Annotated in this window: 19 protein-coding genes, 1 tRNA gene and 1 pseudogene; all 21 read left to right on the top strand. The window is 67.1% G+C overall.

The features are described from left to right. Positions 1 to 88: 88 nt before the first annotated feature. The 21 genes and pseudogenes from infA (at position 89) to ACFSGX_RS13175 (ending at position 23,908) form a co-directional block, all read left to right on the top strand. Positions 89 to 307 carry a translation initiation factor IF-1 gene (gene infA / locus ACFSGX_RS13275; protein WP_076068064.1) on the top strand — a complete coding sequence of 73 codons (219 nt, stop codon included), beginning with the start codon at positions 89 to 91 and terminating at the stop codon, positions 305 to 307. A gap of 175 nt (positions 308 to 482) precedes the next feature. Then, the gene (locus ACFSGX_RS13270; RefSeq protein ID WP_380930590.1) at positions 483 to 1,055 is read left to right on the top strand and encodes a Maf family protein; all 573 of its coding nucleotides are present in this window, start codon (positions 483 to 485) and stop codon (positions 1,053 to 1,055) included. Continuing rightward, a complete protein-coding gene (locus tag ACFSGX_RS13265) occupies positions 1,048 to 2,067 on the top strand; it encodes a ribonuclease (RefSeq protein WP_380930589.1) in 1,020 nt (339 codons plus the stop codon). The genes ACFSGX_RS13270 and ACFSGX_RS13265 overlap by 8 nt, the downstream gene beginning before the upstream one ends. After that, complete coding sequence (locus ACFSGX_RS13260; protein ID WP_380930587.1) at positions 2,033 to 2,218, top strand: DNA gyrase inhibitor YacG; 186 nt, start codon at positions 2,033 to 2,035, stop codon at positions 2,216 to 2,218. The genes ACFSGX_RS13265 and ACFSGX_RS13260 overlap by 35 nt, the downstream gene beginning before the upstream one ends. Before the next feature lie 54 nt (positions 2,219 to 2,272). Further along, positions 2,273 to 2,348 (top strand) — tRNA-Phe (locus ACFSGX_RS13255). 178 nt (positions 2,349 to 2,526) lie between these two features. Continuing rightward, positions 2,527 to 3,402: a WcbI family polysaccharide biosynthesis putative acetyltransferase gene (locus ACFSGX_RS13250; protein ID WP_380930586.1), complete on the top strand. Its 876-nt coding sequence runs from the start codon at positions 2,527 to 2,529 to the stop codon at positions 3,400 to 3,402. Further along, positions 3,399 to 3,902, top strand: a pseudogene (locus tag ACFSGX_RS13245) (GSCFA domain-containing protein); the annotation flags it as partial. The gene ACFSGX_RS13250 and the pseudogene ACFSGX_RS13245, both read left to right, overlap by 4 nt. 124 nt (positions 3,903 to 4,026) lie before the next feature. Next, positions 4,027 to 4,464, top strand: coding sequence for a GSCFA domain-containing protein (locus ACFSGX_RS13240; RefSeq protein ID WP_380930585.1), 438 nt, complete (start codon positions 4,027 to 4,029; stop codon positions 4,462 to 4,464). Between the two features lie 72 nt (positions 4,465 to 4,536). Further along, the gene (locus tag ACFSGX_RS13235) at positions 4,537 to 5,682 is read left to right on the top strand and encodes a glycosyltransferase (RefSeq protein WP_380930584.1); all 1,146 of its coding nucleotides are present in this window, start codon (positions 4,537 to 4,539) and stop codon (positions 5,680 to 5,682) included. Continuing rightward, positions 5,603 to 7,153, top strand: a complete 1,551-nt coding sequence (locus ACFSGX_RS13230) for a glycosyltransferase (protein ID WP_380930582.1) — start codon at positions 5,603 to 5,605, stop codon at positions 7,151 to 7,153. The genes ACFSGX_RS13235 and ACFSGX_RS13230 overlap by 80 nt, the downstream gene beginning before the upstream one ends. 104 nt (positions 7,154 to 7,257) lie before the next feature. Then, the gene (locus ACFSGX_RS13225) at positions 7,258 to 8,889 is read left to right on the top strand and encodes an AMP-binding protein (protein WP_380930580.1); all 1,632 of its coding nucleotides are present in this window, start codon (positions 7,258 to 7,260) and stop codon (positions 8,887 to 8,889) included. Continuing rightward, a complete protein-coding gene (locus tag ACFSGX_RS13220) occupies positions 8,886 to 9,125 on the top strand; it encodes a phosphopantetheine-binding protein (RefSeq protein WP_380930578.1) in 240 nt (79 codons plus the stop codon). Before ACFSGX_RS13225 ends, ACFSGX_RS13220 begins: the two co-directional genes overlap by 4 nt. Continuing rightward, positions 9,122 to 10,096, top strand: coding sequence for a hypothetical protein (locus ACFSGX_RS13215; RefSeq protein ID WP_380930576.1), 975 nt, complete (start codon positions 9,122 to 9,124; stop codon positions 10,094 to 10,096). Before ACFSGX_RS13220 ends, ACFSGX_RS13215 begins: the two co-directional genes overlap by 4 nt. Next, a complete protein-coding gene (locus ACFSGX_RS13210) occupies positions 10,089 to 11,432 on the top strand; it encodes an FkbM family methyltransferase (protein ID WP_380930574.1) in 1,344 nt (447 codons plus the stop codon). The genes ACFSGX_RS13215 and ACFSGX_RS13210 overlap by 8 nt, the downstream gene beginning before the upstream one ends. A gap of 104 nt (positions 11,433 to 11,536) precedes the next feature. After that, a complete protein-coding gene (locus tag ACFSGX_RS13205) occupies positions 11,537 to 16,612 on the top strand; it encodes a glycosyltransferase (protein WP_380930572.1) in 5,076 nt (1,691 codons plus the stop codon). 237 nt (positions 16,613 to 16,849) lie between these two features. After that, positions 16,850 to 18,268 (top strand): glycosyltransferase family 9 protein, encoded by a 1,419-nt coding sequence (locus ACFSGX_RS13200; protein WP_380930570.1) that lies wholly within the window; start codon positions 16,850 to 16,852, stop codon positions 18,266 to 18,268. Beyond that, on the top strand, positions 18,265 to 18,810 hold the full coding sequence (locus ACFSGX_RS13195; protein WP_380930569.1) for a glycosyltransferase family 9 protein: 546 nt from the start codon (positions 18,265 to 18,267) through the stop codon (positions 18,808 to 18,810). Before ACFSGX_RS13200 ends, ACFSGX_RS13195 begins: the two co-directional genes overlap by 4 nt. Continuing rightward, positions 18,807 to 19,220: a hypothetical protein gene (locus ACFSGX_RS13190; protein WP_380930568.1), complete on the top strand. Its 414-nt coding sequence runs from the start codon at positions 18,807 to 18,809 to the stop codon at positions 19,218 to 19,220. Before ACFSGX_RS13195 ends, ACFSGX_RS13190 begins: the two co-directional genes overlap by 4 nt. Positions 19,221 to 19,380: 160 nt before the next feature. After that, complete coding sequence (locus ACFSGX_RS13185; protein WP_380930566.1) at positions 19,381 to 21,441, top strand: glycosyltransferase family 9 protein; 2,061 nt, start codon at positions 19,381 to 19,383, stop codon at positions 21,439 to 21,441. 16 nt (positions 21,442 to 21,457) lie between these two features. Next, on the top strand, positions 21,458 to 22,681 hold the full coding sequence (locus ACFSGX_RS13180) for a hypothetical protein (RefSeq protein ID WP_380930564.1): 1,224 nt from the start codon (positions 21,458 to 21,460) through the stop codon (positions 22,679 to 22,681). Between the two features lie 87 nt (positions 22,682 to 22,768). Further along, the gene (locus tag ACFSGX_RS13175; protein WP_380930562.1) at positions 22,769 to 23,908 is read left to right on the top strand and encodes a class I SAM-dependent methyltransferase; all 1,140 of its coding nucleotides are present in this window, start codon (positions 22,769 to 22,771) and stop codon (positions 23,906 to 23,908) included. Positions 23,909 to 23,973 lie beyond the last annotated feature (65 nt).

Raw genomic sequence — 23,973 nt, 5'->3', positions numbered from 1 at the left:
CCGGCCGATGCGGCGACGTGCTTCCTTTTTCGGCCGGGACGCAGTACAGCGCGCTTCGATTTCCATCGCTCCAGAACAAGAGGCCTGTTTGGCTAAGGAAGAACTGCTCGAAATGCGTGGCCAGGTGGTGGAGCTTCTGCCCAACGCCATGTTCCGCGTGAAGCTCGAGAACGACCACGAGATCCTCGGCCACACCGCCGGCAAGATGCGCAAGAACCGCATCCGCGTGCTGGTGGGGGACGAGGTGCTGTGCGAACTCACCCCCTATGACCTGACCAAGGGCCGGATCACCTACCGGTTCAAGTGACCTTTGGTCGCCACGGCGACCGAAGGTCATCCCCGCGCAGGCGGGGATCCAGGGCGTGTGGTGCCGGGGGTGGTGGTCGTTGTGCCCGCCTCCTGCGCTGCGTTCGTGACTTAGCTGGACCCCCGCATCCGCGGGGGAACTGTGGTCGGCCCGACAGCCCAAATGTGAGAGTGCGATGTCCAGACTGATCCTCGCATCCGCGTCCCCACGTCGGCTGGACCTGCTCGCGCGGATCGGGGTCGTGCCGGATGCGGTGGACCCGGCCGATCTGGACGAGACGCCGCTGAAGGCGGAGCGACCGCCCGCGCATGCCGGGCGGCTGGCCGCGGCGAAGGCGGAGCTGGTCGCAGCGCGCCATCCCGATGCTTATGTGCTGGGCGCGGACACGGTGGTGGGTGCGGGCATTCGGATACTGCCCAAGGCGGAGGACGAGGCGACTGCGCGGCGGTGCCTGACGTTGCTCTCCGGCCGTCGTCACCGGGTGCATAGCGCCGTGACGCTGGTCGCGCCGGACGGGACCGCGCGGCACCGGATTTCGACCAGCATCGTGGCGTTCAAGGTGCTGACGCCTGCGGAGATCGACGCGTATTTGGCGGGCGGCGAGTGGCACGGCAAGGCGGGCGGCTATGCCATCCAGGGCGCGGCGGAGGCCTATGTCCGGTTCCTGTCGGGCAGCCATTCGGGGGTCGTCGGGCTGCCGCTGTTCGAGACGCGGGCGTTGTTGGGATCGGCAGGCCTGCTTGGCTAAGTGGCTGTACGAGGCCGGGATCGGCGAGGCGCGGGCTGCGCTGGTCGAGGGCGGCGTGATCGTCGAGGCGCGGGTCGCGCGCGAAGGCGGGTTGCGGGCCGGGAGCGTGCGGCGGGCCCGGCTGGCGCGGATCACCGCCCCCGGGCGGCGCGGGTTGGCGACGTTCGACGATGGCGAAGCGGTGCTGGAGCCGCTGCCCCCGGGTGTCGCCGAGGGTGGCCGCCTGCTGATCCAGATCGTGCGCGAGGCGATTCCCGAGGCGGGGCGGCCGAAGCCGGCACGCGCGCGGGCGGCGGCGGAGGGGGCCGAGATCGGCGACGGGCCTGACCTGGCGGCGCAGCTTGCGGCGGGTGACATACCCTTCCGCGCGGTGGCGACGGGGATGGCAGGGCATGGGCCGGACCTGCTGGAGGCGGCGGGCTGGTCCGAGCTGATCGAGGAGGCGACCGGCGGGGCGATCGATTTCGCGGGCGGGGCGCTGCGTCTGTCGGTGACGCCGGCGATGACGTTGTTCGATATCGACGGGGTGTTGCCGCCGGCCGCGCTGGCACTGGCGGGGGCGCAGGCGGCGGCGCGTGCGATCCAGCGGATGGAGATTGGCGGATCGATCGGCATCGACCTGCCGACCGTGTCCGACAAGGCGGTGCGGCAGGCGGTGGCCGCGGCGGTCGATGCGATCCTGCCGCAGCCGTACGAGCGGACCGCGGTCAATGGGTTCGGCTTCCTCCAGATCGTGCGGCGGCGGGTGCGGGCGAGCCTGCCCGAGCTGCTGGCGGCGGACCCGGTCCTGACCGCCGCGCTCGGCCTGTTGCGGCAGGCGGAGCGGGCGGCGGGGATCGGCACGCGGACGCTGGTGGCAGCCCCCGCGGTGATCGCGCGGATCGCGGAGCGGCCCGACTGGACCGAGGCGCTGGCGCGGCGCACCGGGACGGCGGTCGCCTTGCGGGCCGACGCGGCGCGGGCCATATCGCAAGGCTATGTCCAGACCGATCACCCCCCGCCGCGCACGTAGCGGCTGCCCCGTCTGCGGCGCGGCCGTGACGCCCGCATTCGATCCGTTCTGCAGCCAGGGCTGCCGCGACCGCGACCTGCTGCAATGGCTGGGCGACGGATATCGCGTGCCCGGACCGCCCGTCGAGGATTCCGACCAGCAGGATACATGAAGCGCTGGACAGGCGGGCGATCGGCTGTCTATAGGCCCCGCTCCGACCCTGTCCGCCCGGATAGCTCAGTTGGTAGAGCACGTGACTGAAAATCACGGTGTCGGCGGTTCGAATCCGTCTCCGGGCACCACAGCGCGACAATCGGCGATCCGTTTATCCTTTGACCTGAGTGCTCTACGCGCGCTTGCCTGCGTTCGCGGCAGTCCGTCCGGCAATCGTCCGCAGTCATTCCAATTCGGTGCGGGACGCCGTAGACGCATCCGCGACGGGATCGCGCGAGACGCTCTCGCGCGGGTTTGGGGCTTCGAATGTCGGCAGCAGAACGTTGGATCCTGATTTCAAACTGCCAGACCTACGGGTTGGCACATTGCCTGCAGATGCTGGCGGACGGGATCGTCGTCGAGCCGGTCGATATGGGCCAGTATCAGGCGCATGTCGGCCATTATAATGCGGGGTTCGGCGATTATGATCGCGTCCTGATCGGGCTTGGGGCCGAGGCGGTGCCGGGTGCCGATTTCTCGGCGGCGCGACGGGTCGACAAGGTACCGGAGCTGGTCTTCACCGCCTACCACCCGGACCTGGCCTACATCATGGACGGGGCGGCCATCGTCGAAGGGCCGATCGGGGCCTATCATTCGCTAATCGCGTTCGTCGCGCACGGTGCGGGACGTTCGGTCGACGACACGCTGCCACTATTCGACGCGGCCACTTATGCGGCGAGCGGCTACCTCGATTGCTGGGGGCCGGCGCGCGACAATCTGGTCTGGTACTGCAACCATCTCAATTTCGACGTCGCGGATGCGGTGCGGCGCTGGGGGCGCAGCGGCGCCTTCATGTACAGCACGAACCATCCGCGCATCCATGTGCTGCACGACATCGCGCGAATCTATCTGGAGCGCGAAGGCTATGCGACGCGGGTGTCGGACGTGATGCCGCACGACAATCTGGTGATGAGCGGCGTGTTCCCGGTCTATCCCGAGATCGGTGAGGCGCTGGGTGTTCCGGGGTCCTACCTGTTCAAGCGCATCAACGCCTATACGCAGATCGGGCTGCGGCAGTTCATCGAGGAGAGTTTCGCGGTGTATGATCGCCACGCGCCCGGCACATTGGCGGTTCACGAGCAGTCGCGCGCGAGCCACGACCGCGTCGCGGCCGTCCTGCAAGACGTGGCGGTGGCGGCATGACCAGCCCGTATGAGGCGTTGCCGAACCATCAATTCTGGCGCCGGTCGATCGCGCGGGTCGAAACGCACCGGGTCGATCCGATGATCGCGCCGCGGTTCCGGCTGAGCGCCGGTGACCGCGTCGTGACGGCGGGGAGCTGTTTCGCGCAGCATATCGCCCGGCGGCTGGTCGAGATCGGGCACGGTTTCCACATCACGGAGCGCGGCGAGCATCTGCCCGAGGCGAGCCGTCGCGAGCATGGCTATGGCGTGTTTTCGGCGCGATTCGGCAATATCTATACGACCGCGCAGCTGCGGCAGCTGCTCGACGAGTGCCTGGGGCGCCGGACGCCGGAGCAGACGCATTTCGTGCGGCCCGACGGGCGGCTGGTCGACCCATGGCGCCAGCAGGTCGAGCCCGACGGTTTCGCCACGCTGGACGATCTGCGTGCGGACCGCGCGCTGCACCTGGCGGCGGTCGAGCGGATGTTCCGCGAGGCGGACGTGTTCGTCTTCACGCTGGGCCTGACCGAGGGGTGGCGCGCGCGGTCGGACGGATCGGTCTACTCCGCCGCGCCAGGCGTGGTTGCGGGGGCGTTCGATCCAGAGCGCGACGAGTTCGTCAATTTTTTTCGACATCGATGCGGTGCGCGCCGGCCTGATCGCGCTGCTCACGACGTTGAAGGAGATCAACCCCGGCATCCGCGTCGTGCTGACCGTGTCGCCGGTGCCGCTGATCGCGACCTACGAGCCGCGCAGCGTGCTGGTTTCGACGAGCTACAGCAAGGCGGTGTTGCGCGTGGCGGCCGACGAGGCGCTGCGGCGGTTCGACTGGGTCGACTATTTCCCGTCCTACGAGATCATCACGGGCAGCTTTTCGGGCGGGCTCTATTATGAGGACGACCACCGCGAGGTGAACCGGTTGGGCGTCGCGCATGCGATGCGATGCTTCGTCGCGAATTTCGTCGAGGGCGCGGGGCAGGATGCGCCGGACGATGCGCCGCGACCGCCGGTGTCCCCGCGCATGGCGCAACCGACGGACATCGTGTGCGACGAGGAAACGCTGGACGCGCTGCGGTTCTGATCGAGGCGGGGTTCCGGCTTGCCGTCAGCGTGCGAAGGGCCTAGCGATCCTCGATCATCCAGGATGGACCCCGTGAAAATCTGTTTCGTCGGCCATGTCTTCCACCAGAAGACCCAATCGCACGCCTTCTTCACCGACATATTGCGGCGGCTGGGCGATGTGACGGAGCTGTATTCCGACCCGGACGGATCGCCGACCTGCGACGACGCGCTGATCCGGCGACTGGCCGCGGAGCGGTTCGACCGGATCCTGTTCTGGCAGACCGAACGGGTCGCGGAACGGCTGCTGCCGCTCGACCTGCCGGGGTGCATCATCGTGCCGATGTATGATTCGGTGGCGCGGCTGCCCGAGCTTTTCTGGCAACGCTTCGTCAAATCGCGCTTCCTGTCCTTTTCGCGCGCGCATCATGAGGCGCTGCAGCGGATCGGCTGCGTCAGCCATCATTTTCAGTATTTCCCCGATCCGGGTGTCGCGCCGGCGCGGGCGATAGTGACCGACAGGCTCGACGGCTTCTTCTGGGAACGCGTGCCGCGGTCCGCGGTGAACCGGGAGCGGGTGCTGGCACAATGTTGCCTGCTCGGGATTTCGCGACTGCATCTCCATGCGGTGCCCGACTTTGCGGATGACGACGTCGGCCCGCCGGCGGCGGACCCGGAGGGCGTCGCGTTGTCCACGTCGCGCTGGTTCGACCGGCGCGAGGAGTATGACCACGTCGCGGGTACGCCGCTGTTCTTCTTCGCGCCGCGCGAGCTGGAGGGGATCGGCATGGCGAGCCTGGAGGCGATGGCGCGTGGCCAGATCGTCGTCGGGCCGTCGCGGCCGACGCTGAACGAATATGTCGCGCACGGGACGTCCGGACTGCTGTACGAGCCGGCCGACCGCGCGGACCTGGCGCTGCGCCTGCCGCTCGATCGGACGCGACTTGCGGCGATGAGCATTGCGGCGCGGCGCAAGGCGGAAGAGGGGCGGCGAAGTTGGTTGAAGGACATTCGCCGACTGATTAGCGTCGTCGCGGACGACGGAACACGGTGGAGCAGGCACGATTACTCAGGGACTTTCGTCACCGATATCCAACGCGCCGCCCATGCAAGAATGGCCCGGGCCGGCGATCGCCCCGCCGACCCCGTCACGGATCGGCGTGAGCATCGTGACGGTGGCGCTGAACGCAGCCAGCGCGCTTCCGCTGACGCTGGAGAGTATCGCCGCACAGGATCATGACGACCTGCAGGTGATCGTGGTGGACGGCGGGAGCTGGGACGCCACCGCGACCGTGCTCGACACCTATGCCGACGTGATCGACCGCCATGTGGTCCGGAGCGACGCCGGAATCTACTACGCGATGAACGATGCCCTGGCGGAGGTGGCGAAGGAGTACGTCATCTTCATGAATGCGGGGGACAATTTCTACTGCGCGGACGCGATCAGTCGGATGGTGCGCGGGCTGACCGGGACGCCAGACATCTTCTACGGCAACCATGTCTATGTCGCCGGGCAGCTGGACGTGCTGAAGCGCTCGGCGTCGTTCGACCTGATCGCGGGGCAGCTGGCGACCGGGGCGATCGACGGCGTCTGGCAGGAGTCGATCCCCGGGCATCAGGCGACGTTCTGCCGCGCCGACCTGCTCCGGACGTTGCGGTTCGATACGCGGCTGAAGGTCTGCGCGGACCATGACCTGCTGTTCCGCGCCTATGATCAGGGCGCGTCGATGCTCTATGTCGACGAGGTCGTGGCGCATTATTATGGCGGGGGCTTCTCGATGCAGATGGGGGAGCGGACCCGGCTGGAATGTGCCGCGACCTACCGCCGGTTCAGCGACCGGCCCGAGGCGGTCGATCGCTATTTCTTTCCGCAGGGCGCGCCGTTTCCGCGCCACACCGCGCGCACCGGCCTGCGGCTGGCCGGGCTGGTGCCGGCCGATCGCATCAGGACTGACTATGGGGACCAGGGCGACTGGGTGATCGCCGATGGCGGCGAGCTGCTGTCGCCCGACCATGCGACGGGCGGCATCGAATTGAGCGGTCACAACGGGATCGCCGACCAGCGCGCGGACGTGCTGGTCGACGGCACCGTCGTCGGGTCGGCCGATTTGCCGCGCGGCGATTACCGCGTCGAGATCGATTTCGCGGATGCGGTGCCGGCGCGCAGTCTGGTGACCGTGCGGCCGCTGCATCACGCTCCGCCGGGCGAACATGATGCGGCGCTGGGTTTCCTGCTGCGCCGGTTCGAATTCCATGCGGCCGGTTCGGCGCGCGACGTGGGCCTGCTGGTCGGCGAAAGCCTGCCGTTCCGCCACGATATGCAGATGCGGCTGCTGCCGATGCTGGGCACGGGCTGGGCGCAGCCGGAGGACAGCCATGTCTGGTCGATCGGTGCGCAGTCCGACCTGTGGATCAAGGCATCGGCGGACGCCGGCACGCTGCGTTTCGACATGGGCGGCAATCCGCATGTGCCGGACGGGCGCCAGCCGATCGTGCTGCGCGTGAACGGCGAGACGGTGGCGAGTGCGGAGTCCGACCATGGCGCGCCGGTCATGCTGGAGATCGATTGCACGCGTGCGCCCTGGGCGGCGGGCCGCATCAACCGTGTCACGATCGCGCCGGAGGTTGTCGCGCAGCCGCCCGTCGAGACCGGCGATACGCGGTTGCTGGGCGTCTGCCTGCGCCGGCTGGACGTCGCCGGACGGAGGTGAGCCGCGCGCATCGATCGCCCTGAACCCCGCGCGGACTAGCTAAAGATCCGGTCCGCCGGTAAGGCCTGCCACGTCCAATCGAGCGCCGGAGGCCGGGTTTCACGATGAATGCGGTAACCCGGTATTTTGCGACGTTCCGATCGGCGCCGGACGACGCGCCGTTCGTGACCCTGCTGTCCGGGGCGGATCGCGAGGCCGTGTCGTGGGGCGCGTTTCGCCGCATGTGCTACGCGGCGGCGAACATGATGACCGATCGCGGCATCGGGCGCGGCGACGTCGTGCTGATCTTCCACCCGCACCAGCGCTGGCTGTTGCCGAGCTTTTTCGGAGCGCAGCTGATCGGGGCGATCCCGTCGTTCATGCCGCCGATGAACGCGCGGCAGGACGCCGCGCTGTTCCGCGGAAGCCACGCGCGGTTGATCGCCGAACTGAACCCGGCGCTGATCCTGGTCGACGAGCGGACGGCGGCAGCGCTGGGGGATGTAGATGCGCCGACGCTGATGCTGGACGCGTTCGACGACGTTTCGCTCGCCGACGTGCGGGCGGTGTTCGATGCGGTCGACGGCCCCGCGCTGCTCCAGCATAGTTCGGGTACGACCGGGCTGAAGAAGGGCGTCGTGCTGGGCTACGACGCGATCATGGCGCAGATCGACGGCTACGGCGCCGCGCTGAACCTGGACGGTGGCGAGACGATCGTCAGCTGGCTGCCGGTGTATCACGACATGGGGCTGATCGCGGCGACCGTGCTGCCGTTCGTGACCGGGACGCCGCTGACCGTGATGGGCGCGTTCGACTGGCTCGCGCAGCCATGGCGGCTGCTGACCGAGATGGCGGCGGTGCCGCACGCGCTCAGCTGGTTGCCGAATTTCGCGTTCGCATCGATGACGCGCACGATCAGCCGGGTGCCGCCGGACCTGCGGCTGGACGGGATTCGCGGGTTCATCAACTGTTCGGAGCCGTGCAAGCCGGAGACGGTCGACCGGTTCGTCGATGCGCTGGCGAGCCGCGGGGTGCGGCCCGAGCATGTCCAGGCGTGCTACGCGATGGCCGAGACGGTGTTCGCGGTCAGTCAGTCGCGGCTGGGCGAGGCGCCGCGACGCTGGACGCCGACCGCGCAGCCCGACGCGGGCGGGGGGACGCAGCCACAGCGGCCGTTGATATCGTGCGGTCCGCCGATCGCGACGGTGCAGGTCGAGATCCGCGATGCGGCCGGCGCAGCGCTGGGCGAGGATGCGGTCGGCGAGATCCACGTGGCCGGGCCATCGCTGTTCGACGGCTATCGCGGCCAGCCGGCACTGACCGCGCGGCGATTGCGCGACGGCTGGTATGCGACGGGGGATCTGGGTGCGTTGCACGCGGGCGAGCTGTATGTGGCCGGACGGTTCGACGACCTGATCATCGTGGCGGGGCGGTCGCTCTATGCACATGAGATCGAGGAAGAGGTGTCGCGGGTGGACGGGATCAAGCCCGGTCGCGTCTGCGCGTTCGGGGTGGCCAACGCGGACACCGGGACGGAGGATCTGGTCGTGCTGGCCGAACTCCTGTCGCCGGACGACACTGGCGTCGAACGGGCGGTGCGCGAGCGGCTGGCGGGGACGGTGCTGGTGTCGTCGGCGCATATCGTGCCGTTACCGCTCGACACGTTGATCAAGACGACCAGCGGGAAGATCAGCCGCAGCGAGAACCGGGCGCGGTTCGAACGAGGGGAGCTGACATCATGGCAGGACAGTCGATGACCGAAGAGATACCCGCCGAAGTGGTCGCGGTCTTCCGCCGCATGTTCCCGAAATATGATGGACCGGTGACGGCCACGCTGACCGCCGCGGACGTCAATGGCTGGGATTCGCTGCGCCACACCGAACTGATCCTGGATATCGAGGATGCGCTGGGTGTCGCGTTCGATCCGGCCGCGGCGTTCGATGCGCCGGACCTCGGGACATTGATAGCATCGGCGAACGGGCCGCCGCGATGAGCGAGCCGCTGATCCTCGTTCACGGCAATTGCCAGGCGCATGTGCTGGCGGCGGTGCTCGCCGCGAGCGGGGCGGGGACGGTGTGTATCCTGCACCGCGTCTACGGGTTCCGGCCGAGTTGTTTCGGGGTTCAGCCATTCATCCTGTCGATGGAGGAGGCACCCGCCACCGCCGAACGGATTAGCGGCTATGGCCGGCCGGTCGTGCTGGTCGAGCAGGCCACGCCGCTGGCGCCGCCGTTGCCGGCGGATTACCTGCCGGGGGTGCCGCGCATCCGCTTCCCGCATGTGCAGCTGCAATCCTGGTGGCCGCAGAACCCGGACGAACAGACGCCCGACCGGCTGCGGCGCTTCTGGAACCTGGATCTCGCGTCGCTCCGCCGGTCGGAGGCGGCGGCAGGCCTCGACACCGCGCTGTCCGCCTATATCGAGCAGTCCGCGGCGGAGCGTCCGCTGTTCTGGATGCCGGTCCATCCGGACCTGGGCGTGATGCGCCGGCTCTACGGTATCATCTGTGACGGGTTGCGGCAGTTCGGCGATTACGGGGCGGAGAACACCCTGTCGTCGATGCCGGAGATGCTGGACTTCTATTGCGAGCACCCGTTGCGCGACGATGTCGTGCGCGGGCTGGGCCTGAGCTGGGCGCAGGATGGCTGGTACCGGGCGTGGAGCGAGGCCGTCGCGGCGCATCGGCGCGGGGACGACATGGCGAGCTGCGCGCTGCACGAGCAATTGCTGGAGCAGCCCGACATGTCGAAGCATGTCTGGGGCAGCTACGGCACCGCGCTGCTGTCGATCGGGCGGAACGAGGATGCGCACCGGGCCTTCGGCGCCGCACACCGCGCGTTCCCGCATAATTCGAACTATCGCGCGCTGTGGGTCCAGACGCTGTCGCCGACCGCGATCGGCAGCGCGGAGGAACCGTTGATCGACATGATCGCCGACATCTACGACCCGTATCGCAATGGTTAGAAAGACGACCACCCGCACGAGCGATACCACGCCGGACGGCGCGGCCCCGAAAGCGAAGAAGGCGAAACCCGTGCCCAAGACCACCGCCGATCCAGGCGATGCCGAAACGACCGCGCCCCCGGTGACGGCCATCGACATTCCCGCGATCCGCGATCCCGCGCAGCGTGCGCCGGTGCTGGTCGATGTCGGGCTGCGCGTCGACGAGACGGTCAAGGAACAGGCGGCGTTCGCGCTGGCGTCCGACCGGAGGCGCGCGTCGGGCAGTCTGCTGGCGGAGTTCGCCCATGCGACGCTGTCTTATGCCGACATGTCGCAGGCGCAGATCTTCCAGGATGTGTTCGCGCTGTTTTTCAACGGGACGAAGCGTGGCGGCTATTTCGTCGAGGTCGGGGCCGGCGACGGCAAGCTGATCTCGAACACCTACCTGCTCGAAAAGACGTTCGGCTGGTCGGGGCTGGTGGTGGAGGCGAGCCCGGCGTTCCTGCCGGCGCTGCAACGGCATCGCGATTGCCGCATCGCGACCGATTGCGTGCTGGGCGTTAGCGGACGGCAGGTCACGTTCCGCTGTACCGCGGAGCCGGAATTCTCCGCCATCTCGGACAGTTCCGACGACCTGCATCAGCCGCGCCGCGCGGAGGATTATACCGAGATCCACCTGACGACGATCTCGCTCAACGACCTTCTGCAGCGCGAGGGGTGCCCCACGACGATCGACTATCTGTCGCTGGACATCGAGGGTGTCGAGTTCGAGGTGCTGCAGACCTTCGACTTCACGCGGACGCGGATCAACTGCCTGACGGTCGAGCATAACTGGACCGACGAACGCGCGCAGATCCATGAGCTGCTGACGGGCGTGGGCTTCGTCCGGGTGTTCGAGCATTTTTCGCAGTGGGACGACTGGTACGTCCATCGCGATCTGCTCGGCGCGATCCCGGCTGCGCAGACGATGGTCGGGACGGGCAGCGCCGGTCCCGCCCCCGAACGTGCGCATGCGTTTCTGCGGTCGGCGATCGAGGCGGTCGCGCGCGGGGATCTCGACGTCGCGCAGGCGCTGTGCCTGCACGCCGTCGGCATCGATCCGCGCTTTTCGGCGGCGTTCCGCACGCTCGCCGAGATCGCGATGCAGTTGGGTCAGGACGACGTGGCGCTCGGCCATTGGCACGCGGCCGTCGCGGCGGACCCGACCGACTATTGGGCGCATATCGGGCTTGCCGAAGTGTTGGCGACGCGCGGCGAGCGAGGCGAGGCGATCGCAGTGTTGCAGTTTGCCACGACGTTGAAAGAAAATAGCAGCGAGGCCCGCGTGCTGCTCGATTTGTGGACGGCGAAGAACTAGGGTCGACGATGGTCGCAAGGCTGCGCGGTTCATGTCTGGGAATGCAAAAAAAAATGTTTTGGAGAAAGCGCAAGATCGCGCCCGGTCTGCCGAGCGTGTGCATTGTGACGCCCGTCTTTAATGGTGCGACGTATATCGACGACACGATTTATTCGGTGCTTTCGCAGGCCGGCGACTTTAATCTCCATTATCATGTGCAAGATGGCGGATCGACCGACGACACGATGAAGCGTGTCCGGCGTTGGATACAACGTGCGGCGCAGTTGCCGGAGCTGTGCGGCAAGCTGACCTTTACATGCGCGTCCGAGCCGGACGGCGGCATGTACGATGCTATCAACAAGGGGTTCGCGCGCGCGCTGCCGCCGGGCGACGATGTCGTGATGGGCTGGATCGCCGCGGACGACCGGATCGCGCCGGGTGCCTTCGCGACGATCATGAACATCCGCGCCGAATTTCCGCAGGTGCGCTTCATCGGCGGGCGTGTCGCGCTGCTCGATCACACCGGCAGCGTGACGCGGGTCGAGCCGCTGATGCCGTTTTCGCAACGCTGCATGGCGGCCGGGTTGTACGATGGGCGCACGATGCCGTTCATCATGCAGGAGGGCAGCTTCTGGTGCGCCGACGTCTGGCGCAAGATCGGCGGCCTCGACACGCGGTTCCGGCTGGCCGGCGACTGGGATTTGTGGCGGCGGATCGCGGCGTACGAACGCTATGTCTGCGCCGACAGCCTGCTGGGCTTCCACCGCCGGCGGCCGGGTCAGTTGTCCGAACAGATGGACCGCTATTACGCCGAGGTCGATCAGGCGCTCGACGCAGCCGACGCGCCGCCTTTGCCCGAAATCCTCGACGGGCTCGACGTGGCGGACGGCACGTTCGGGTCTGTCGCGCTGCTGCGCGCCGCGCGCGAGGCCGCGCATGCCGAGCATGAGATGCTCAAGGTCGATCCGGAGCAGTTTCGCGCCAGCGCGCATTCCGGCGTCATCGTCCGCTATCACATGCCCACCCGGCTGTGGGAGTGGATCGACGGGTTCGGTGCGATGGCCAGCGCGCCGGAGCTGGTGTCCGTGGCGGGCGCGACCGAGAGCCACACGATCCGGCCGATCTCCGGTTTCAAGACGGCGGAGGGGCCGTATGTCGAGTTCGCGCTGCCGGGCGGTATCCGGTGGATGAGCGGTCCGACGGCGAGCGGCGAAGTGCTGGTTCCGGAGGCGGGGCGCTATCGTCTTGTGGTACGCTGCCGTTCGTGGATCGCGGGGCAGGTCGTCACGTTCCTGGACAATGGCCGGCCGATTGGCACGGTCGCGGTGACGCCGTACAGCCACCGCCGCGACATCGAACTGTCGGTGGAGGCGGTGTTCAGCGACGGGCCGCACATCATCACCATCTCCGTCGACCAGCCGGTCACCGACAGCTACCTGCTCGTCATCGGTTGGGAATTGCGCCAGTTGCCGCCCACCGCGGGGCGTCATGTGGTGCCGGTCGCGGCGACGCCGATCCCGCTTGCCAGCCGGATTTCGGCGCCGGCCGGGCGGGACTGGCCAATGATCTCGATCGTGGTGCCGACGTTCAACCAGGGTCAGTTCATCGAGGATACGCTCAATTCGATCATCCGGCAGGGATATCCCAATTTGGAGCTGATCGTGGTCGACGGCGGGTCGACCGACGCGACGCCGCTGATCCTGCGCAGCTTCGCGCCGCACATCACGCACCTGATCGCCGAACCGGATCGCGGGCAAAGCGACGCGATCAACAAGGGTTTCCGCGCCGCGACCGGCGAAATTCTGAGCTGGCTGAACAGCGACGACCTGCTCGCCGACGGTGCGCTGCATGCTGTGGCGCATGCGTTCATCCATTCGGGTGCCGACATGGTCGCGGGCGTCTGCGACGTGTTCAACGAAGCCAATCGCACGACGCACCGGCATATGCCGTGCATCGTCGACGGGCCGCTGCCGCTGAAGGACCTGCTCGACATCGAGAACCACTGGATCCGCGGCCAGTTCTTCCATCAGCCGGAGGTGTTCTTTTCGCGCCGGATCTGGGAGCGGATCGGCGCGGCGGTCGACGAAGACCTGTTCTATTCGATGGATTACGACCTGTGGGTGCGGATGGCGCGCTACAACGCGACGATCAAGGTGATCGGCGCGACGGTGGCGCGGTACCGCATGCATCCGGCGCAGAAGACCAGCACGCCCGAGGCGTATCGCCCGGAACTGATCGCCCACGCCACCAAGTTGCGGCGCGAGGTCGGGCTGGCACCGATGCCGGCGCAGGGCGACGTGACTCACCGGCTGCGCATCGTGTTCTTCAACGACTATGGTTTCAAATATGGCGCGGGCACGGCGCACCGGCGGCTGGCGCTGGCATTGGCGGCGGCGGGGCATGACGTCGTCGCGGTCGCCTACGCCGATTTCGATCGCGAGAAGCCCGACATCGTCCTGAACGCAGACCAGGCGGCGGCCGGCATCCTGGCGCTCCGCCCCGACCTGGTGGTGATCGGCAACCTGCATTCGATCGCCGCCGATTATGATCTGCTCGGCGCGCTGCTGCCGTCGGGGGTGCCGACGATTTTCTACGCGCACGACCAGTGGATCGGCACGGGGCGCTGCGCCTATCCCGGCGACTGCACGCAATATCGGGCGCGGTGTACGGCGACATGCCCGACGGCCGGGTCCTACCCGAAGCTCGACCGCGACAGGGTTGCGCCGGCCTATGACCGCAAGCGCGCCATGCTGGCCCCGAAACCGGGCCAGCATCTCGCGGTGCTGACCAACAGCCGGTACATGCAGGATTTCCTGACCGACGCGATCGCCGAGCCGGGCCGCCCGCCGATCCATGTCGCGCCGATCGGCCTGGACACCGACATCTTCAAGATGGGCAGCCGGTGGCATGCGCGCGCCTTGCTGGACCTGCCGCAGGACCGGTTCATCGTCATCACCGCCGCGGCCAGCCTGGCCGACGAGCGCAAGGGATTGCGCCTGCTGCTCGACGCGTTGGAGCGTCTGGACCGGCCGGAGGAGATCCTGCTGCTCATCGTGGGTTTCGGCGAGCCGATCGTCGACACGCCCTTCGAGGTGCGCCGCGCCGGCTATGTCACGAGCGAGGAGCTCGTCGCGCTGCATTATCAGGCGGCCGACATCCTGGCGGGACCGAGCCTGGCCGAGGCGTTCGGCCAGGTCTACATCGAGGCGGGGGCGTGCGGCATCCCGTCGGTGGCACTCGACGTGGGCGGGGTCTGCGACGCGGTCCTCGACGGCGAAACGGGTATTCTGGTGCAGGAGGCCAGCGCGACCGCGCTGGGGGCCGCGATCGTCGAGCTGCGATCCGATCCGGGTCGGCGCCGGCGGATGGGGGCGCAGGCGCGGCTCCATGCGGTCAACATGTTCAGCCTGGAAGCCAGTGCTGCGAAGCTGACCGCGATCCTGGTCAACGAACCCGCGCTCGGCCTGAACCTGTCGCCGTGCGTTTCGCTGGCGGCCGATCCGCCCAAGACGCTGACGATGCAGTATCTGATCAAGTCGCAGCGCGGCGCGCCGGTCACCACGCCGGCCGGATGGCTGGCGATCCGCAACATCAACGAGGAACATGCCACCGCGGACTTGGCGCATCTGCCGGAGCGGTTCTGGTGGGCGAGCTGGCCGGCATGCCGGTTCCTGGTCCGCGCCGCGCAATATGGCGCGCATACGCTGCAGCTGAAGCTGCGCAGCGACCTGCAGGGGCAGGCGCTGTCGTTCCTCGTCAATTTCGGCCCGGCGATCACGGTCAACCTGCCGCCCGCCAGTTTCCAGTCGTCCCGCGTCATCGACGTTCCGGTGATGCTGTCGAAGGGCGACAACCTGATCGACATGCGGTTCGCGGTCGGACGCGACGAATCCCCGGACAATCCGCGCGACCTGACGATGCTGGTCGAGGAGATCAACATCTGGCCGGCGATGCCCGACCAGCGGACCGGGCCGCGCGACGGCACGTGCGAGGTGGTGGCGGGCTTCGATCCCGAGGAGGGGCCGTATCCCGACATCGGGCTGCCCGATTGTTTCCACTGGGCGGTCGGCGACCGTGCGACGTTGCAGGTCTTCTGCGGCTACACCGGCCCGCGGGTGTGGGAATTCACGATCCGCAACCCGCATCCGGGGCAGCGCATGACGATCCGGATCGACGACGAGCCGGTCGGTTCCTGGTTCATGGCCGAAGGGTCGATGAGCGAGAACATGGTGATCCGTTGCACGTCGACGCAGGCGATCGGTTTCCACACGGTAACGATCGAGACCGAGCGGCAGCTGGAGTCGACGACGGATCCGCGCCGGCTCGCCTTCATCTTCGTCGGGTTGCGGCTGCGGCCGCCGGGCGACGACACCGTACCCATCGACGACGGTATCCGCTGGGACCTGAGTTCCGGCGTCGGGGCGGAGGAACCGCCGAGCCGGGACCAGGACATCGATCGTCCGTTCCGCTGGGTCCTGGCCCCGACCGCGGGTATCGTGGTCGAGCGCAACAAGACCGGACAGGGGCGGTTGCGGCTGGAGTATCGCACGCCCTGCACGCAGCAGAGCGCGCTGGTCCGCGTGAACGGTCGGCCGTCGGGCCGGGTCATGTTCGACGATGCACCGTTCAGCCAATCGGGTGTGGTCGAACATTCGTTGCAGCTGGAGCAGGGCCATAACTTCGTCGAACTGGAATTCGGCGAGCGGTGGACCACGCCCGGCGGAGGCAGGGACCTGTACCTGCTGATCCATGACCTGTCGGTCGAGCAGGATGCTGGCCCGGTATCGGACCCGAGCCTGTCGATGATCGACGTGCTGGCGAAGGCGCCGCCATGGGAGGTGGGCTTCGGCTTTTCGATCCTGGAGCATCCGGTGCCGAGCCTGGGGATCCACCGGCCGTTCCGCTGGGCGATCGACGGCGACAGCCAGATCCGCCTGACCCAATCGACGTCGCGGCTGAAACTCCAGGTCCGCAACAGCATCGCGGACCAGGAACTCCAGATCTTCACGGCCAGCGGAGCGCTGGTGGCGACCGCCGCGCTGCATGACGATATCCTGATGCTTCAGGAGGTCGACGTGCAGCTTCCCGATGCGGAGACGCAGACGCTGTCGGTCCGGCCGAAATTCGTGGCGCCGGGCTCTGCGGACGATCCGCGCCGGCTGGTCTACCTGCTGGAGGATGTGGTGATCGACGCGGCCTGACGGTGTGGGGCGCGTGCGAAGGCGGGTGTTCGACATAGCGGGCAACCGTGCGCGTGGTGACCGGCGGCCGGCCAGACTGCTAGACGTGTTCGGCAAGCTGGCCTATGCGGATGAGGCGAACTAGAGGTGCCACGCTTGTCGTCAGATCAGAAATCCGGCTCGCATGTGCGGCCCGAGTACATCGTGTTGCGGAATGAATCGATACGGGCGCTTGTTGCCGGGCGCGATATCACCGATGTGCAGGATCAGACAGTCGCGAGCGACAATGTCGATGAAGTTCGCGATCGTGGCGCAGCTTTGCTGTCGTTCCGCCTGTTGCAGGATATCGTGGATTATCGCGCCGTAGTTCGCGAATGGCACGCGCGACTTCGGGTCGGCGACTATCTGATCATCGCCGTTCCGCATTTCTTTCTATACAATCGCCAGCTGGCGCTTCCGTCGAAGTGGCTGCCTGCGCAACGCCGGCTCTACTCGCCGGGGTCCCTCCTCACGGAGATCGAGGAGGCGCTGGCGCCCGACAGCTACCGGGTGCGCTGGCTGGGCGACCTCGACGATGGCTATGATCATGACCTGCCGCCCGGCGTCGAGCCGCAGGGCGCAAGCGACATCGCGGTGGTGATCGAGCGGACGCAGGCCTCGGCAGGGCTGCTGCCCGACCCGCCCGTCCGCGCGGCGTGGGAAATGCCGCAGAAGGCACGCGTTCACTTCGACACGGAGCGGACCCGCATCGAGCGGGAGGTGCGCTCCTCACCCAAGCGCATCCTGATCATGAAACTGGACCATCTTGGCGACCTGATCATGGGGATACCGGCGCTCGAACTGGCGCGCCGATATTTCAGCGACGCGCGGATCGACCTCGTCGTGGGGTCCTGGAACAAGGACATGGCAGCCGAGCTGGGGGTGGCCGATCGGATCATCGCGTTCGACGCGTTCCCGCGCAACAGCACCGAGGAGGAGCCAAATGTCGAGGCGACGCTGGGCCTGTTCCGCGCGAGCATCACCGACCAGTATGACCTGGCGATCGACCTGCGTGCCGATATCGATACGCGTGTGCTGCTCCGCGCGGTGAAGGCGTCGATCAAGGCCGGGATCGGGACGCGGGGGCGTTTCCCCTTTCTGGACATCGCACTGCCGCTCGACAGCACCCGCAACGAAGCCGAACGTGCGCGTGACGACACGATCGGTCAGCATGGCTTCGCGCATCAGGGCAGCGCGCGGCGCACCCATTTCGGGCTGCATTCCGACAAGGAAACGGTCGAGCGCGACTGTGCGATCCTGTGGGGTCCCTACATCGTGCTCGAGCCGGGCGACTATGTCTTCGACTTCTACCTCGATCTGGAGGACGAGCGCGGCGACGGCCTGCTCCATCTCGACGTCGCGCTGAACAACGGCCGGCGGGTGGCCGAGATGTTCGTCTCCGGCCCCGGGAATTTCCACCTGCGCTTTCGGGTCGATGAGCCCGGGACGACGTTCGAGGCACGCATCTTCACGGTGGACGATCACCCGAGCATCAGTTTCAGCTTTTACGGCGGCCGACTGATCAAGCAGGCACCCGGCAATGTGCTCCATCAGAGCGAATACGCCGCGCTGCTCATCGAATTCGTCAAGATGCGCGTCCAGGATTTCGGCGCGATGCAAGATGTCCTGCCCGGATGAACGATATCATCGTCGCCCCTTTTTCCAACAGCGCAATCCGCGACTGGCCGGCGGCGCATTACGCGAAACTGATCGGCATGCTGCTCGACGAACCCGAGGTCACCGGCATGATCCACGTGATCGGGACGCCGAACCAGCGGCTCGCCGCCTGTGAGATCGTCCGTTTCCATTCGCCGGAACGCGTCATCAACGCCTGTGGGCGACTGACCTGGCCAGCCGTGCTGGTCGCGCTGCGCTCGGCGGCCTGTGTGATCGGTAACAATTCCGGCATCGCCCATGTGTCGGGCTATTACGGCACGCCGACGGTTTGCGTCTTCGGAGGATCGCATTCCCGGACGGAATGGCGGCCGCGGGGTCGCAGCGTCGTGGTGCTGTCCCGCACGATCAGCTGTTCGCCCTGCCAGCTGGACCACGGCCACGCCAGTCCATACGGCAAGGCGTGTCTGTGGGACATCGACCCCGGCCAGGTCCGCGATGCCGTGCTGCTCGCGACGAGACGGATGGCCGCGACGCAGCATCAAGAGCAGGAGATCGGGGCATGATCCTTCATTTCGGACGCGGGGACCTTGTCCGCGGCATGCAGGAGGACATGGCGGACCTCAAGCAGCAGCTCGCCGCATTGGCGACACAGGTCGCTGCACTGTCCGCTCAGCTGTCCGTCGAGGCCGAGCGCACGGCATCGGCCGAAGCGGAGCTTGAGCAGCTTCGCGGACGGCTCGACGGGGCGGTGCATGCCGCCGCGGAGCAGGACGCGGCGGTCGGGGCGCAGCGGCACGACGTCGAACGGCTTGCCGAGCGGATGGACAAGCAGGACGAAGCGATGGCGCAGGGCCGCGCCGCGATCGCGCGCGTCGAAAAGCAGGCGGCGGTCGATCTCGACGAGATTCGACGCCTGAACACCGCGACCACCGCGACGCTTCTGCGGCGGCGGGCCGAGCTTTCGTCGAACTGATCCTGCGCGTGCGACACCGACGGATCGGATCGCCAGGATCCGTGGCGGGCATTTGAAATCCATAGCGGAATCGGTCAAGGGATCATGGTGCTTGCCGCACCTGGCCGACCCTGGCCGACCGAGGGGCGGCGATTTTGCTTGAGGGGCCTGGACTTTGTCGATGACACGCTGGTTGAAGCGGGGTTCTGCTGACGCACCCGCGCAGATATTCGTCCGGCATGCGCAAGTGGCGTGCGCGGAAAAGCGTTTCCGGGACGCGGCCGCCCTGTTCGTCGAGGCCCTGAAAATCAAGCCGTCGAACGGCCCGCTGCATGTGCAGGCCGGCCACATGTTCAAGGAAGCCGGCGATCTCGTGCAGGCCGAACGGCATTATGACGCGGCGCGGGCATTGATGCCCGGCGATGCCGATCTGGCGCTTCAGCTCGGCCATTTCTACAAGACGGCGGGTCGGCTGGGGGCTGCGGTGGACAGCTACCAGCGCGCGCTGTCGATCGAGCCCGGTCTGGGTGCGGCGGAGCAGGAGCTGGCCAACATGCGCCGGGCCGGCCTGGGCACGCTGAACGAGCCCGGCGCCTATCGCGCACCGACCGTGGACCCGTTTCGCGGGGAGGACGCGCGTCACCCCTTCGATCCCGAAGTCGCCCGCAGTTTCGCGACCATGGCGCCGGCGCAGCTGCCGCGACCATTTCGCGAGATGGTGCGCCGTAGCGAGCCGTCGCAGAACCTCATCCAGTTCGGTGTTCGGCTCAATACCTATTGGGGGCTGCTGCGCGTTGCGCGGGGCATTGAGGTCGTGCGCGGCTTCTGCATCAGCACCGAGCCGCTGACCGAGGTTGTCGCCTTCGTCAACGGCCTGCCCGTCCACAGGGGGCCGATGAAGGGGCCGTACGACCTGGAGTACGAGCCCGACCGCGGGCGCATCCACAAATATGTGTTCAATATCTGGATCGATTTTTCGGCGTTCGTGCCGGGTCACTATGACCTCGAGCTGCGGTTCCTCGACAGCATGATGGAATGGCGGACGCTTGGTGAGCCCTTCGTCGTCGAGGCGCCGCTTCGCGAGGAGGATCACCCGGAGTCCGATGCGATCGTCAACCTGCCGCCCGGCGACGGAACGCTGGAGGAGCGGATCGCCGCGCGACCCAGCGCGATCCACGAGGCGGTGCGTCCCAACATGCTGCCCGAGATCGGCAGCATCCTGGTCATGCGGGTCGATCAGCTCGGCGACATGGTCGCGTCCATTCCCGGCATCCTGCGGCTGCGGGAGCTGTTCCCGACCGCCAAGCTGGTCGGCGCAGTGGGGCCCGCGAACGTCGATCTGGCTCGTTCGCTCAACGTGTTCGACGACCTGGTCGTGGTCGATTTCCGCGAGAGCATGGAATTGCGCACCCGCGTGTTGTCCTGGGAAGCGCAGGAGCGGCTGCGCGAACAGCTTGCTCCCTTCAAGTTCGATATCGCGATCGATCTGTCGCAGAGCCTGATGTCCCGGTCGCTGCTCGCCCTGTCGGGTGCGCCGTTCACCTATGGCTTCAAGGATCCGAACTGGCCGCGATTGTCGGCGGCGGTCGACGATGCGTTCTACGATCCCAAGAACCGGCGGGAAAGCGCCAGCCATTCGACGCGCATCGTGACGATGATCGATCGACTGGCCGCGTTGTTGAAGACCAGCGCGAAGGTCATCAAGCGGACCGATCTCGACCGCGCGCGGCTGGAGCAGTTCGGCATTGGTGCGGACGAGCGTTACGCCGTGCTCCATACGGGCGCGCGAATCATCTTCAGCCGCTGGCCGCATTATTCGAAGCTGGCGGAACGCCTGCACCGCGACACCGATCTGAAGATCCTGCTGTTCACCGATCGGGCCAAGCTGCTCGACGAATTGCCGGAGGATATTCGCGGGTCGGACCGGTTCATCGTGATCGACCGGCAACTGCCGTTCGACGATTTCGACGCGGTGCTGGGATTCGCAAGCGTGTATGTCGGGAACGACTCCGGGCCCAAGCATCTCGCATCGCTGCGCGGCGTGCCCGTGGTCAGCATCCATTCCGCGCGCATCAACTGGAGCGAGTGGGGCCAGGAGCATACGGGCGTGGTGATCACCCGGAAGCTGCCCTGTGCCGGCTGCTCGATCTATCACGACGTCGATGATTGCGGGAAGGACTTCACCTGCATCACGGCCATCACGCTGGACGACGTTTACGGCGCGGTGCGACGCTATGTCTGATCCCGACGATATCAGCATGGACCTGATCTGGCGGGAAGCGCTGCGCAGCGCCGGTCCCGTCGTGCCGGATGCCTTCGATCTGCTCGACTGGGCGACGCGGCTCGGCGAGCATGGCGGGGTCCTGCGTGACTGCGCCAGCCTGATCCAGGGTTTTCCGGCGGCGTCCGCGCGCCCAGTGAGCGTTGCGTGGACCGTCGACGTGGCGCGGGCCAGTTTGCTGGAGCTTGCCCGCGGACGGACGCTTTCGCTGCGCGAGCGGTCCGAACCGACATTCTCGGGACGGCCGGACTCACCGATGGGAATCGGACCCGGCATCCCCGCGCGGACCCCTCCCGCCGACCCGGCAGAACTGGCAGCCCGGCTGGTGCGGCTGCTCGGAAGCGCGGAACCGGACGCGCCGGCCCTGGCGGACGCCGTGGAGGATGCGCTCGAGCTTGCCCGCCGCCTGCCGATGCTGGACTATCGGCGCTCTGCGGATGCGTCTCCGCGACGCCTGGCCGCGGTGATCGCAACGGCGGCCTTGGCCGATTTCGCCTCGGATGTCCGCGATCTGGCGCTCCCGCCATTCGGGTCACCGGAACTGTTATGGCAAAGCGCGCGGCTCGATCGGCATGGGCTTGGCCCCTGGTTCCGCAACGTCCCCAACATCATTCGTGACAGCAACGACCTGTTCGATCTGGCACGCATGGCAGCGGTCGACGGCGACGAGGACAGCTGGTCCGCCTGGGTCGGATTGCTCTCCCGCCGGCTGCCGAAATGGCTGTTTCTGCACGTGGCCGACGACCTGGCGGATCACGGCAAGACCGCGGCGCTGGACGCCATGGTCGTCCGCGCGCTGGCCCGGCGGCCCGCCACGATCGAGCTGGCCACGATCTTTTACCTGCGCGACGCGGCACTTGATATCGGGGCGTATGACATCGCCGCGCGTGCGCAAGCCGCAACGGTCGCGTTGCGCCCCGGTGATATCCTTGAGCTGGAGATCCTCGGGACGATCCACGCGCAAAATGGCGATTTTGTGCAGGCGCGTGCCATCCTGTTGCAGGCGCAGGCGCTGGCGCCATTGCATACGGGTATCCAGGCACGTCTGGAAACGCTCGGCTCGCCGGCCTTTGCGCCCTTCCGGATCGCACGAGGCTTCGGATCGCCGGACGACCGGTACGAGACCCGCCTCGGCTTGCGGGGGGCCTTGCCCGACTATCCACGGATGGTCGGTCAGCAGATTGCGGCAGTCGAGGTTTAGCACGACGGCTTGGTTGCGCTTGTAACGAGCATGCTGCACCTACCACCTGATATCGACGGAGAGGCCCGAGCATTGATTAACGACAGTATGAGCGAGAGCACCACGTTGCACGGCGAGCCCGCCCGGGTGACCGAGATCGGTTCGGCAGGCCATGTGGTCTTCGGTCCGTACCGGCAGCTGACCCACGGCGTTTATCAGGTCGACTTCACGATCGCGCTGCCGGATGGCGGCACGCAAGCCGACATGATCTGCGCAACGTTGGATATCAGCGCCGACTACGGCAATCGTACCATCGTCGAGCGGCAGATCCGCACAAGCGAGCTGTCGACGGAACCGACGACGTTCACGTTGCTGTTCGTGCTGCGGTCGATCCATGTCATCGAATATCGCGTCCATACCAACGGGACCACGAAGCTGATCGTCGGATCCGATCCGGTGTTCACGCGCGTGTCGGGCGTCCTGGACGAGCCGGTGTCGGATGCGCTGCTGCGCGGCCGGGATGCGTCGGCGCTTGCGGCGGACACGCGCCGCATTCTGAGCCATCTGTCACCGGAGCGCCTGCTCGACCACCGCAAGGTGCGCCTGGGGAACGAGGCGGACGGTGGTTATGTTTGCATCGATGATTTCGACGGGATCGACACGGCGCTGTCGTTCGGGATCAACGACGACATCAGCTGGGACCTCGACGCCGCGGATCGCGGTTTGAAGATCCTGCAGTTCGACCACACCGTTTCCGACCCGGCGCCGGACGATCCGCGCATGGTGTTCGAGGCCCGGCGGGTCGGCGAAGGCGGCGTGTCGCTTGCCGACCTGATCCGCCAGAACGACCGCGGGCATGTGAAGCCGAACATCATCCTGAAGATGGACATCGAGCAGTCCGAGTGGGCCGTCATCGACGATACCCCCGTCGAGCTCCTGTCGCGGCTGGCCTGGATCGTGTGCGAGATGCACCATTTCCAGGCACTGGCGGATCCGGGCAGCCGCGATCTGTTCGACCGTTGCCTGACCAAGCTGGGCTCCGTGTTCGCGACGGTGCATGTGCATGCCAATGTCTGGGGCGGGATTTCCAGCTTGGCGAACGTGATCTTCCCGGACGTGATGGAGGTCAGCTTCGCCAATCGCGCGGTCTATTGGACCGGCACGAGCGACGAGGTTTTCCCGACCGTGCTCGATCGATCCTGCGATCCGGAGCAGCCCGACTTCTTCCTCGGCGCGTTTCGTTTCTGACACCGACTTAGGCGGGTGAAGCGGTCCGGCCGGTCGAGCTCACGCTCGACCGGGCGTGCCGTCGC

This window comes from Sphingomonas arantia (genome assembly GCF_042682045.1).
In the GTDB taxonomy this organism is placed as follows: domain Bacteria; phylum Pseudomonadota; class Alphaproteobacteria; order Sphingomonadales; family Sphingomonadaceae; genus Sphingomonas_R; species Sphingomonas_R arantia.
This window is presented reverse-complemented; position numbering and strand designations above follow the sequence as displayed.